Below are 13077 nucleotides of genomic sequence, written 5' to 3' on the forward strand. Positions count from 1 at the left end.
ACCTGTATTGCAGTTTTGTGGCCTGAATTGGAAACAGCGCCCGATGCAGTGCAGACAGCGGAAAACAAAGGTGAACTTTTCCGGACCGGTTGCAGATGTAGCGGCACTCCCCTCCCTGTCATACCGGAAAAGGTACAAAGACTTAACTCAAGGGCCTGCGTTGCCCCGAAGGACCCGCGCGATGCACACAGTGATCAAAACGAGACAAGGCTCCGCTTTCGCGGCCGGTTTCGCCGATCAGACGACCGCGCCGGGCGCAGACGCCCTTCTCATTCTTAGCAAAAACAATACGGCAGCTTCTCTCCTTTCGGGCGAAGCGCGCGCGCTATGCGCGCTTAGCACTGCTGCCGTGGAGACGTTCAATAATGGCAAACAAAATGCTGATCGACGCGGGCCACCCGGAGGAGACCCGGGTCGTCGTCGTACGTGGCAATCGTGTTGAAGAATTCGACTTTGAGGCGGCAAACAGGAAGCAGCTACGCGGTAACATTTATCTAGCGAAGGTAACCAGGGTCGAACCGTCCCTGCAGGCCGCCTTCGTTGAGTATGGCGGAAACCGGCACGGTTTCCTGGCGTTTAGCGAAATTCATCCGGATTATTACCAGATCCCGGTCGCGGACCGTGAAGCGCTGCTGGCAGCGGAAGCTGCCGAGCGTCAAAAGGACGATCAGGACGCCGAAGAGAAGCCCAAGCGCCGGCGCAAGTCCCGTGCGGCCAAGAACGAGTCCACCGAAACTGTTGCCAGCGAAAAGGTCGAGGCTGATGAAACGCCCGACGCAGCGGCTGCGGGCGAAGGCGCGACTGGTGAAGACCCTGCACCCGAAGGTGCGGAGGCCTCCGGAGAGGAAACTCCGGAAACGGCGGCCGAAGCGCAGGATACGGCGGATACCGACAGCGTGAGCGACGATGCCGCTCCGGCCTCCGATGAAGAGGGTTCGGAAGAGCTTTCAGCAAGGTCTTCCGGCGAATTGGCCGGCAACGATTCTTCTGACGAGGCTGCGGAGCCTGCCGAAGAAACCGACAACGACGAAGAGGCAGACGACGGGTCAGACGACGATGACGACGTTGTCGCCGAAGCGGATGCGGAAGAAGAAACCGAAAAGCCGGTCAGGGCACGCAGCCGCCGGCGGCGGCGGAGCCGCGATGATGACGACGACGCCGAAAGCGAAGACGAGATGGTCGAGTCCGTCGGCGCGGAAGATGCCATGGAAGAGGTGCCGGAACGGTCCGTTCCGCTGCGCAAGCAATACAAGATCCAGGAAGTCATCAAGCGCCGCCAGATCATTCTGGTTCAGGTCGTCAAGGAAGAACGCGGCAACAAGGGTGCTGCGCTGACAACCTACCTGTCCCTTGCCGGACGTTATTCTGTCCTGATGCCGAACACTGCGCGCGGCGGTGGCATTTCCAGAAAAATCACGCAGCCGACCGACCGCAAGCGCCTCAAGAAGATTGCTTCGGAGCTCGATGTGCCCGAAGGCATGGGCGTTATCCTGCGCACGGCCGGTGCGAGCAGGACAAAGGCCGAAATCAAGCGGGATTTCGAATACCTGATGCGCCTTTGGGAAAATGTCCGGGAGCTGACGCTCAAGTCGAGCGCGCCAAGTCTCGTCTACGAGGAAGGCAGTCTGGTCAAGCGGTCGATACGCGACCTCTACAACAAGGACATAAACGAAGTTCTTGTTTCGGGCGACGACGGCTACCGCGAAGCCAAGGACTTCATGCGGATGCTCATGCCGAGCCACGCGAAGAATGTGCAACCCTATCGCGATCCGTCACCGCTCTTCATTCGCTACGGCGTCGAACCCCAGCTCGATGCAATGTTCTCGCCACAGGTCACGCTGAGATCGGGCGGATACATTGTCATCAACCAGACCGAGGCGCTTGTCTCCATTGATGTGAACTCCGGCAAATCGACGCGAGAGCACAATATCGAGGACACGGCGCTCCAGACAAACCTGGAAGCAGCGGAGGAAGTCACGCGCCAGTTGCGCCTCCGGGACCTGGCCGGGCTTGTCGTGATTGACTTCATCGACATGGAAGAGTCGAAGAACAATCGCGCGGTTGAACGGAAACTGAAAGACTGCCTCAAGAACGATCGTGCGCGCATTCAGGTCGGCCGGATCTCGCATTTCGGGTTGCTGGAAATGTCGCGCCAGCGGATCCGTACCGGCGTGCTGGAGAGTTCGACGACACCCTGCCCCCACTGTCAGGGTACCGGCATGATCCGTTCGGTGGAATCGGTTGCCCTGCACGTGCTTCGTTCGATCGAAGACAACCTCCTGAAGGGCGCTTCGCATAATCTCATCATTCGCACAACGACGCAGGTCGCGCTCTACATACTGAACCAGAAGCGCTCGAACCTGTCCGATCTTGAAGCCCGGTTTGCCGTTGAGATCGAAGTCAACGCGGATGAAATGGTCAACGGACAGCTCTACGTTCTGGAACGCGGTGCGCCGATAGATCGCGACCGGGTCCCGGCGCCGGCACCAACTGTGCATCCCGACACGGTTGAGATCATTGACGAGGACACCGACCAGCCGGTCATCGAGGAACAGGCGCAGGACGAGGAAGGCGGGGATCGCCGCCGCCGCCGTCGCAGAAAGCGCCGCAGGGGTGGGTCCGACAACGCTCAGGACAATTCCGAAGGCCAGCAGAGCGCGACCCCGGCGGACGAGTCCGAAAAGGAAGATCAGGCAGCGTTGGACGCTGCGTCCGAGGACGAAGACGGGGAATCCGATGAGCCGAGGCGGAAGCGCCGGCGCGGACGCCGCGGCGGACGGCGCGGACGCCGGAACGGTGAAGGTTCGGAGTTCCAGAACGACGAACAGGTCGAGGCGAACGCTGAAAACCAGGCGGAAGCCGGGGCCGTGGAAGACGGTGTTGAAAACGATGCCGCCGAGCCGGACGCCCCTGAAGCAGCCGAAACGGAAGAGACCGGCTCAGACGCCGGCAACACGGACGCCGTCGCCGGCGAAGACGCATCGCCTTCCGACTCCGACGGTGTTCAAGCCGAAGCGGATACGGAAAACGCTGACGCCAATGGAGCGGCCGCCGACATGAGCGATGCCCCGGCGGATGAGCCTGCGGTTCAGGCGGACGACAATACGTCCCAGGAGGACATCGTTGTCGAAACGCCAACCTCTGAACAGCCCGTCCCGAACGAAACAGCGGGCGAGGAAACACCAGCCAAACCGTCAGCGCCCGCAGAACCGGTCGTGACGAGCGAAACATCCGCAGACGAAGAGGAAGACAAGCCAAAACGCGTTGGTTGGTGGCAGCGCGGCAGGTCGTTCTTCTGATCGTTCTTCAGGTGCAGATTTGGAAAAGGCGGCCGGTGGCCGCCTTTTTTTGATTCCGCATGAGCGCGGTGCGCCAGAAACGTCATCGATAATGTTCAGTCGAGGAAGTCCGACAGGCGAACCAACGCTTCTTTCATGTGTTCGTGCGCTCCGGCGAATGAAAACCTCAAAAACGCGTGTCCATTCAACGGATCAAAATCAACGCCTGGTGTGGCCGCAATCCCGGTTTGGTGCAACAGCTTGCGAGCGAAATCGAGACTGTCGCGGCTGTATCTGCTGATATCGGCATAAACATAGAAGGCGCCGTCCACGGGCAACAGTCTGTCCAGCCCAACCTTTGGCAAACCATCCAGCAGGAGCGTCCGGTTGCTGACATAGCCGGCTTTGACCGCTTCCAGTTCCTGAACCGAACCCAGGGCCGCCGTTGCCGCAATCTGAGAAGCTTCCGGAGCCGAAATGTAGAGGTTCTGGGCAAGCCGCTCCACCGGCCGAACCAGTTGCTCCGGCAGAACCATCCAGCCGATGCGCCAGCCCGTCATGCAGTAGTATTTCGAGAAGCTGTTGATGACGATGGCATTGTCCGAGATCTCAAGGGCGGTTTTCTGATCTTCCGCATAGTCGAGGCCGTGGTAGATCTCGTCTGAAATGAACCAGATCCCGTGCGCATCGCAGTAGCGGACCAGGTCGGCAAGCGCATCGCCGGCCATCATTGTCCCCGTCGGATTGGCCGGGCTTGCGACAAGCACTCCCTTGATCGGCCCGTCCTTTTGTGCCTCCTCCAGATGCTCCGGTGTCAGGCACCAGCGCGTTTCCGGGCCGACGGCAAGTTCGACCGGCACCAGCCCGAGCGCCTTCAGAATGTTGCGATAGGCCGGGTAACCCGGCACAGTCAGAACGACCCGGTCGCCGGCATCGAAGGCGGCAAGGAAGGCCAGGTTGAAGCCAGCCGAAGAGCCTGTCGTCACCGTGATCCTGTCTTCGGGCACCTCAACACCGTAGTCACGCCGGTAATGCTGTGCCAGTGCGGTACGCAGCGGCCTGATCCCGAGCGCTTCCGTATATCCCAGGCGTCCGTGCTCGAGCGCCGTTCGCGCAGCCTGAAGTGCCGCTTTCGGTGCCGGTGCAGAAGGTTGCCCGACCTCCATGTGAATGATGGAACGGCCCTCTGCCTCCAGTTTTGCCGCTTCGGCAAGGACATCCATGGCAATGAATGGCGACACATCACTGCGCGTGGAAGGGCGAAAAAAATCATTTGTCATGTCTGGTCTGGGCGTCCGGCACTTTTCCTGTCAGGACCGTATTGCGGATTTTGCGCGTCGAGGCAATGCTCTGATCGTGCCTGATGGCAAGTTGGCGAAACCCTCGCTTCCAACCTTTACGATTTGTCATGTTGGAATTCTTGACCGGAACACGACACCTCCATAACTTCGCCACACGCCCGACTATCCATAGAAAAGTCAGATAGCTTTCAAAAAAGACGAGCTGCACGAAATGCCCGTTACACGACGAACAACCAGGAAGACCCTACAGCGTTCGCTACGCAAGACCGTTGCCAGCCTGTGTTCAGCCGCGATTGCAATTCCGCTTGTCATTACACCAGCCCATTCGCAGGGCGGCAGAGTTCCGATCGTACGGGATGCGGAAACGGAAGCCCTTCTGAAAGACTATGCCAAACCGATTTTCAAGGTCGCGGGGATCGGCCAGTCCGAGCCCGAGATCATCCTTGTCAACAACAAGTCCTTCAATGCGTTCGTTCCTGACTCGCGCAGGATGTTCATCAATATCGGTGTGCTCATGGACGCGGAAACCCCCAATGAGGTCATTGGGGTCATCGCCCACGAAACAGGTCATATTGCCGGACGGCATCTTGTGAGACTTCGCGCTGCCGCATCAAATGCGCAGATAATCGCCGTGATCGGCATGCTGCTGGGCGCCGGCGCCGCGGCAGCCGGTGCCGCAGCCGGATCCGGACGCGCTGCATCAGGTGGTGCCGCAGCAGCCCTGAGCGCACCTGAAGTCGGCAAGAGATCGCTGCTGGCCTATCAGCGCGGAGAAGAAGCCGCCGCAGACCGCGCCGCGCTCAGATATCTCAACGCGACCGGGCAAAGCGCGCGCGGCATGTTGAAGACGTTTCAGCGCATGTCCGAGCAACAGCTTTTTTCGAGCCAGTTCGCCGATCCCTATGCACAAAGCCACCCGATGGCCCAGGAGCGCTACAGCGGGTTGCTGCGAGAAGCCCAGAAATCGAAATATTTCGACCAGCCGGACGACTATGTGCTGCAGTACCGTCACGAGCAGGTCCGTGCCAAGCTGTTCGCGTTTTCAAGCCATCCTTCCGCAACGCTGCGCGCCTATCCGCGCAGCAACAAAAGCCCTGCCGCCCAATATGCGCGGGCGATCGCCGCGATGAAGAGCCGCGGGAAAGGCGCGGTCAAGGAAATCGACGCGCTGATCCGCACACAGCCGAACAATCCCCACTACTACGAACTCAAGGGCCAGGCGTTTATGGAGGGCGGCGACCCGAGGAGTGCAATAGCACCTTTCCGCAAAGCCCTCTCCTTCAAGCCCAACGAACCGCAGTTCCTCGTCTGGCTCGGTTACGCGCTCGTCGGCGCCAACAATCCGGCATATCTGCCGGAGGCGGAACGCGTTCTGAAGCGGGCGATCGCGCTGGACGAAAACTCGGGCGTTGCCTATAGCCAGCTTGCGATTGCCCACGGCCGCCAGGGAGAGCGTGCGGAGGCCGACCTGGCCACGGCAAAGGGTTTGATGGTGCGCGGCGATTTCGGTGCAGCCAAGCGATATGCGGCCCGTGCTCAAAAAAGTTTGAAGCGCGGATCGCCGGCATGGGTTCAAGCGGACGACATTGTGGCGTACAAACCTCCTGATGTAGGGAATCGCCGGTAGCATCGGGATGACGGGTGCCGGCGAAGATCCCCTTGGCACCGCCAGAGGAGTTTTTGATGATTAACCCCCTCTCACATACGCACCGGCTTCTGTCGGCAGCGTTCCTGCGTATTGCGTCCGCTGCGGCGCTGATCCTGGCACTCATGGCCGGGTCGGTTGCGGCACAGGATCTCAGCCGCAGCGACGTGGAGAATATTGTCCGCGAATATCTTCTGGAAAACCCGGAAATCATTGCCGAGGCATTCAACGAACTTCAGCGCCGTGAACAGGCAGCAGAAGAAGCGGCCCGGCTGCAGGCGCTGAACGACAGTGCGGATGTCCTGTTCAACTCGACCCGGCAGGTCGTTCTCGGCAATCCGGAAGGGTCTGTAACCCTTGTCGAGTTCTTCGACTACAATTGCGGTTACTGCAAGCGCGCCTATGGCGATATGGTCCGGCTCATTGACGAGAACCCCGAACTCAAGGTCGTCCTGAAGGAATTCCCGGTACTCGGCCAGGGGTCGGTTGAAGCGGCCCAGGTAGCTGTCGCGGTCAATTCCATCGCACCGGAGAAATACGGCGAATTCCACGAGGCACTGCTGATGAGCCGTGGCCAGGCCAATCTGTCCAGTGCGATCGCCGCTGCGACCGAAATCGGACTGTCGGAAGCTGAACTGCAGGCGGCCCTTGCGACCGACGAAGCCGGTCAGACGATCGAGGAGGTCTACACGCTGGCAAACCGTCTCGGCCTGACAGGCACACCGTCATATGTTGTCGGCAGTGAAGTTGTCATGGGCGCGGTCGGCTACGAACAGCTGCGGTCGAAAATCGAAGCGTTGAAGGATTGTGACCAGGCCACATGCTGAGCGATCACCGCTCAAGACTGTTGGAAACTGAATGGTCGAAAAATCAATGAACCTTCGGGGCTTTTCCTGACACAATTGAATCCCTATAAGAAGTTGGGCTCGTATTCGGTCGAATACGGGCCAAACAATTATTTCCGCTGCATTACGGCGGGACAAAAAGTGCGGATGGAACGGGCTTCTACCAGGACTTCACCTTGTAAAAGTCAGGAACGGCCAGGAACTCGACACTTACGTGTGGGACCTGCGACCGGGCTGCCCGGAGCTCATGCTTTTTGTGGATCGAGTACGAGAGCCAAATGATATGATGCGTAACGATAACAAGAAATTCGACACGGCCCTGATCCGCGATCTCGCGGTCCTGCTGGACGAGACAAATCTCTCCGAGATTGAACTGGAACAGGGCGACACCCGGATCCGCGTCGCCCGGCAGATGTCGATAAATGCTCCCGTCAACGTCGCAGCGCCGGCCGTGGCCGCCGCTCCCGTAGCTGCGGAACCTGTCGCCAGGACAGTAGAAGCGGTCGAGGAAAAACCCGCCCAGGCCGGATCCTCAGTGACCTCGCCCATGGTCGGTACGGCCTATCTATCACCGGAACCGGGGGCGGCCCCCTTCATCCAGGTGGGCGACAAGGTGAGCGAAGGTCAGACGATCCTGATCATCGAAGCCATGAAGACGATGAACAACATACCCTCGACAAAATCCGGCACTGTGAAACAGATCCTGGTTGACGATGCGCAGCCGGTGGAATTCGGCGAGCCGCTCATCGTCGTCGAGTAAGGAGCCGCCAGGGTCATGTTCTCCAAAATTCTCATCGCCAATCGGGGCGAAATCGCGCTGCGAATTCTTCGCGCCTGCAAAGAGCTGGGCATTTCAACCGTTGCGGTTCATTCCACTGCGGATGCCGATGCCATGCATGTCCGCCTTGCCGACGAAAGCGTCTGCATCGGACCGCCTGCGGCTCGTGACAGCTACCTCAACATCCCGCAGTTGCTGGCTGCGTGCGAAATTACCGGCGCGGATGCCGTTCATCCCGGCTACGGATTCCTGTCGGAAAACGCGCGTTTTGCCGAGATCCTCGAAGCACACAACATCGAATTCATCGGACCGACCGCTGAACACATCCGCATCATGGGCGACAAGATCCAGGCAAAGCAGACGGCCAAGGACCTTGGCATTCCCGTCGTGCCCGGATCGGACGGTGAAGTCACGGCCAGTGACGATGCCCATGCGATTGCACGCGAGATCGGCTATCCGGTTCTCGTGAAGGCAGCCGCCGGCGGTGGTGGACGCGGCATGAAGGTCGCGCAGACGGAAGCCGATCTGGATACCGCCCTTTCAACCGCCCGTTCCGAGGCCAAGGCTGCTTTCGGCGACGACGCGCTTTACATGGAAAAATACCTCGGCAAGCCGCGGCACATCGAGATCCAGGTTCTGGGAGACGGCAAGGGCAACGCGGTCCATCTTGGCGAACGCGATTGCTCCCTGCAGCGACGGCACCAGAAGGTGCTGGAAGAAGCCCCCTCGCCCAGCCTCAACGCCGAACAGCGCGAACGCATTGGCGAGATCGTCGCAAACGCCATGCGCAAGTTGAAGTACCGCGGTGTTGGGACGGTCGAGTTTCTCTATGAGAACGGCGAATTCTATTTCATCGAAATGAACACCCGTCTCCAGGTTGAACATCCCGTTACGGAAATGATCACCGGTATCGACCTCGTCAACGAGCAGATCCGCATCGCCGCCGGCGGCGACCTGGACATGTCCCAGGACGACATCAGCTTCGAAGGCCACGCGATCGAATGCCGGATCAATGCAGAAGATCCCGTCACATTCGCGCCTTCCCCCGGGACGATCACCTATTACCACCCGCCGGGCGGACTGGGGGTCCGGGTCGATTCAGGCGTTTATCAGGGCTACAAGATCCCGCCCTACTATGACAGTCTGATCGGCAAGCTCATCGTGCACGGGCGAAATCGCGTTGAATGCATGATGCGTTTGCGGCGTTGCCTCGACGAATTTGTCGTTGACGAAATCAAGTCGACTATTCCGCTGTTTCGCGATTTGGTGGACAATCAGGCGATCGCGAACGGTCAGTACGACATTCACTGGCTGGAAAAATACCTGGCTGACAAGTCGAACTGACCGGGCACAATAGCGGAGCATCAGTCTTCGCACCTGGAAAGCGAGACCACGCATGGCTGGTTACAAAGACGACATTGTCATGGAAATAACACCGCAGGTGCTGCTGAAGGCTTATGCCTGCGGACTGTTTCCAATGGCAGAATCGGCGGATGATCCCGGCTTGTTCTGGCTCGAGCCGGAACAGCGAGGCATCTTGCCATTCCACGCTTTCCACCTACCCCGCCGTCTCAAACGCACCATCCGCAACGACATATTCGAAATCAGGGTAAGCACCGATTTCCAGCGCGTTATTGACGGCTGCGCAGAACCCATGCCGGGACGCCAGAAAACCTGGATCAACCGCGAGATCCGCCGTCTCTACGGCGAGCTTTTCGACATGGGCTATTGCCACACGGTCGAGGCGTGGCAGGAAGGTGACCTGGTTGGCGGATTGTACGGCGTGAGCCTGAACGGGGCTTTCTTCGGTGAAAGCATGTTCACATTCAAGACCGATGCGTCGAAAGTCTGCCTGGCCCACCTGGTGGCCCGCCTCATTGTCGGTGGCTATTCCCTTCTCGACACCCAGTTCGTGACGGATCATCTCAGCAAGTTCGGCACGCTGGAGGTGACGCAATCGGACTACAACGACCGCCTGTCGGAAGCCCTGAAACTGGAAACGGACTTCTACGCCCTGCCCTCGCTCGCCACGGGGCATGAGGTCCTGGCCGTTCTGGAAAACAACCGGACACTTTAAGCCGTTTTCGAATATGTTCGGCGCAACCCAGGAACAGCAACCAGCGCGCGCACACCAGGTTGTAGGTATTCGGCGAGAAATTTGCTAGGTTTCCCTTTAGTAAACGTCAGTTTAGGGAAGCGTCATGGCGGGGGAAACGAAGCAAACCGGCAACAACAACGGGCTCGGAAGACCTTCAACTGCAACAAGCGCAAAAGAAGAACGGCGTCCGTATTCAGGCCGGGATCCACATGGTCCGGAGACTGCGAGCCTGAGCGCGTCGGCAGACATTCCTCCTCCCCAGCCTTCGGCGCAATCCGGCCTCGTAAGTGACATCAAGAAGGCGACGAAAACCGTCACGGACTACATGGCGACGGCCGGACGGACATCTGATCCTGACAACACGATTGTCGATGTGAAGTTCAACAAGGATCTTGAAACGCTCCGGGACCTGCATTCCTTCCTGATCCGGGAAGCCAAATCCCTCCCTGAAGACTTTTCGCTCGGCATGCTGAACACGCTCAAGGCAGGCGGTCCCAACGACAAGGGCCGCAGCCCGACCACCGAGGAATGGAAGGCGATCGAAAAGAAGACCCAGCTTCTTTTCGCTCAATTGACCGACACCGACAGAAAGAAGTTCCTGGCCTCCCAGATGCCGAATTTCCTGCCGAGGATCGCTGTCTGGCTCGTCGCGGTCTCGATCGGGTCGATGATCATGTCGGTGGTGATGGCCGAACTGACCCTTTTCAGCGTCGGCATCAACGGCGCTTTCATGGTCTTTTTCTTTCTGCTCTGGCTGATGTCTCTCGGAGCGATTGGTGCCGCTGCGTTCATCGGTTTCAATGCGATCTCCGTGAGCAGCGACATCACGTTTGATATTTCCGATTCCCGGTTCATCATTCAGCGGATTGTCCTGGGCGCACTGTTCGCCCTGTTCTTCACCCTGCCCTTCGGCTTCCACGAATTCATCAGCTTTGCCAGGAGCCTCAGCACCGCCGCGCTGAACCGCGCAACCGTGCCGACACAGTCCGAACTCGCCTTTACCAATCAGTCCCTGCTTTTGATCATGCCCTTCGTGCTTGGATACAGCACCTCGCTGGTCATCCTGATCCTCAACCGGTTGATCTCATCGGCAAGCACGCTGTTTGGTGCAGGCGAAACCAAGGCCAAAGCGGCTTCCGCGCCGGACGGACGATAGCAGCTACGAAAAAGCCCCGCGAAAGCGGGGCTTGGAGAAAAACCGGTCTCAGGCAGCCTCAGCTGCCCGGGGTCCAGGCCTCATAGTCACCTGTCACTTCCGGACGTTTTTCCGGTGTCAGAATGGAACCATGCGGCCGGTAGGCTTCAGGTGTTCCCGTCGGATTGGTCTTGTGCGCCTGCTGCCAGTGCTTGGGATGGTAGGTTTCATCCGACGGCGGTGTGTCGACGCGGTGATGCATCCAGCCATGCCAGCCCGGAGGGATCGATGAAGCTTCGGCCAGGCCGTTGTAAATCACCCAGCGTTTCTTGCCGCCGCGCTCTTTGTAGTACTTGTTGCCGGCTTCATCCTCGCCAACGAATTCGCCCTTGCGCCATGTGAAAAAGCGCGTGCCCATCGTCTGGCTGTTCCACCAGGTGAAGATTTCAAGCAGAAGTGTCTTCATGGCCCTTGAAAGGTCCCTTCAGGATGTATGTCCTTGTACCTGCCCGTTCCAGGCAGCAGCAATTTCGCGGAATATGGCCCTAACCGGCGCGTGTGTCCAGTGCCGCGCTGCCGCATGGCATCAGAAACCAGTCCTTTCGATTGTGCTGCCGGGTTTCTGGGGCGATGCGAAGCTGCCACCAAAGCAAGCCGGACGGGAACCAGGTGTTGCTAGTGGAGTTTGAGGTCCTTGGACTTCACGTATTCCGCGTTTCGGATGTGCCTTGCCGCGGCAGAGTGTTTCGCAGTGGTGCCGCCCTTTTTGACGCCTGCAAACACTTCTTCCTTCTTTTCCGGCTCCACCTTCGGTGCCCTGTCGAATTCCTCTTCGACCACCTCTTCCACCTCGGCCCGTTTCTGGATCGCGATCTTGTGGTGGAGACGTGCGCCGGCAAGGGACTGCATCTTCTCCGCCTGCTCGTCCAGCGTCTTTTGAATGCCGTAGATATTGTAGAACCCGGAATGTTCCAGGATCATCGGTCTCTCATCGGCCATCAGCCATTGGAGGCGCTTGCAAAGCGTGGACGGTGACACCGGTTTGACCAGGACATGATGCGCGCCCGCTCTCAGGGCCTTGTCCACGAGCGGTCGTGTGCCGTGCGCGGTAATGAAGAGAATCGGTACGTAGCAGAGCGGCTCCATGTGCCGGTGCCTGACGAGGCGCAGGAACTGGTAGCCGGAGGTCGGCTCCATGCGCCAGTCCGTGAGAATCACATTCGGCGGCTCCGCGAGACTCGCCTCGAGTGCATCGTCGACCGAATCAAACACCCGGACACGCGACACCTTGAAGCTCAGAAGAATCGATCGGAGAATCGTTTGCATCGGCTTGCTGTCTTCAACAACGACAGCGTCGATATCCTCCATCGCAAGTCCGTAGGCTGCGTGATGCTTCATGAATTGCGGGGTCCTCTCCTGGCAATTCCCGCACTTAATCAAAGCCGGCTTAAACCGGACTGAAGCCGCCGCGCGCCATTTTCGTCAAATTTTCATAAAAGCGGGGTTATCGTCATCCACAGCGAAGTTCGAAGGCGCTTTCAAAGCTCAGGCATGGCGTTTGCAAGCACAAATTTCCCTGCGTTCCCTTTGTCCTCGCCTTGCTCCCCACAATCCACACTGCCACACAATATTTTGCGTTTGCCCACAAGGACGGCACAAGCTGTTGTCACTCACGCCTTGACCTTAAGAATTCATTTACATTAGTTTTTCATTATTGCGATGTGCGTAATCGGGAGCTCTTTCCGGGCCCCTCGGTCATCCAGCAACCCTAAAGTAGCCGCGTACCTTTTCCGTGTTCTTGAACGAATCCGGGAGGCGGGTTTTTGCGTGCCGAATTCAGGGAGCATATCGTGACAAACCTGTTGATGACTACTATATATAGTAGACCCAGACGCAGTTAACGCTACATACAGGAATTGCCTGTAGGCATGTGAGGTGGCATCCGGCGAGAAGGCAGACGATTTCGTCGCGGCGGATGAGATGCGGAATGAGCCGGT

General features: G+C 58.7%; 10 protein-coding genes. 7 read left to right on the plus strand and 3 right to left on the minus strand.

Translation table 11 applies throughout. The annotated features are described in order from the left end of the window. Positions 1 to 365 precede the first annotated feature (365 nt). Positions 366 to 3299: an Rne/Rng family ribonuclease gene (locus RBB49_RS15570; protein ID WP_306143772.1), complete on the plus strand. Its 2934-nt coding sequence runs from the start codon at positions 366 to 368 to the stop codon at positions 3297 to 3299. A 95-nt stretch (positions 3300 to 3394) separates the two neighbouring features. Here the strand turns inward: RBB49_RS15570 and RBB49_RS15575 are convergent, their stop codons facing one another. Then, positions 3395 to 4558 carry a pyridoxal phosphate-dependent aminotransferase gene (locus RBB49_RS15575; protein WP_306143773.1) on the minus strand — a complete coding sequence of 388 codons (1164 nt, stop codon included), beginning with the start codon at positions 4556 to 4558 and terminating at the stop codon, positions 3395 to 3397. A gap of 232 nt (positions 4559 to 4790) precedes the next feature. Between RBB49_RS15575 and RBB49_RS15580 the strand changes: the two genes are divergently transcribed. The 6 genes from RBB49_RS15580 (at position 4791) to RBB49_RS15605 (ending at position 11101) form a co-directional block, all read left to right on the plus strand. After that, positions 4791 to 6206 carry a M48 family metalloprotease gene (locus RBB49_RS15580; RefSeq protein WP_306143774.1) on the plus strand — a complete coding sequence of 472 codons (1416 nt, stop codon included), beginning with the start codon at positions 4791 to 4793 and terminating at the stop codon, positions 6204 to 6206. Between the two features lie 56 nt (positions 6207 to 6262). Beyond that, positions 6263 to 7051: a DsbA family protein gene (locus RBB49_RS15585; protein WP_306143775.1), complete on the plus strand. Its 789-nt coding sequence runs from the start codon at positions 6263 to 6265 to the stop codon at positions 7049 to 7051. 304 nt (positions 7052 to 7355) lie between these two features. Continuing rightward, on the plus strand, positions 7356 to 7829 hold the full coding sequence (gene accB, locus RBB49_RS15590; protein WP_306143915.1) for an acetyl-CoA carboxylase biotin carboxyl carrier protein: 474 nt from the start codon (positions 7356 to 7358) through the stop codon (positions 7827 to 7829). 15 nt (positions 7830 to 7844) lie between these two features. Next, the gene (gene accC, locus RBB49_RS15595; protein WP_306143776.1) at positions 7845 to 9191 is read left to right on the plus strand and encodes an acetyl-CoA carboxylase biotin carboxylase subunit; all 1347 of its coding nucleotides are present in this window, start codon (positions 7845 to 7847) and stop codon (positions 9189 to 9191) included. Between the two features lie 52 nt (positions 9192 to 9243). Next, the gene (aat, locus tag RBB49_RS15600) at positions 9244 to 9924 is read left to right on the plus strand and encodes a leucyl/phenylalanyl-tRNA--protein transferase (protein WP_306143777.1); all 681 of its coding nucleotides are present in this window, start codon (positions 9244 to 9246) and stop codon (positions 9922 to 9924) included. A gap of 124 nt (positions 9925 to 10048) precedes the next feature. Continuing rightward, a complete protein-coding gene (locus RBB49_RS15605; RefSeq protein ID WP_306143778.1) occupies positions 10049 to 11101 on the plus strand; it encodes a hypothetical protein in 1053 nt (350 codons plus the stop codon). A 58-nt stretch (positions 11102 to 11159) separates the two neighbouring features. Here the strand turns inward: RBB49_RS15605 and RBB49_RS15610 are convergent, their stop codons facing one another. Together RBB49_RS15610 and RBB49_RS15615 are read right to left on the minus strand one after the other, a co-directional pair. Beyond that, entirely contained in the window at positions 11160 to 11546 is a 387-nt protein-coding gene (locus RBB49_RS15610; RefSeq protein ID WP_306143779.1) for an NADH:ubiquinone oxidoreductase subunit NDUFA12, read from the minus strand. Positions 11547 to 11755: 209 nt separating this feature from the next. Then, positions 11756 to 12478: a response regulator gene (locus tag RBB49_RS15615; RefSeq protein WP_306143780.1), complete on the minus strand. Its 723-nt coding sequence runs from the start codon at positions 12476 to 12478 to the stop codon at positions 11756 to 11758. Positions 12479 to 13077 lie beyond the last annotated feature (599 nt).

This window comes from Roseibium sp. MMSF_3412, assembly GCF_030733265.1.
Classification (GTDB): Bacteria; Pseudomonadota; Alphaproteobacteria; order Rhizobiales; family Stappiaceae; genus Roseibium.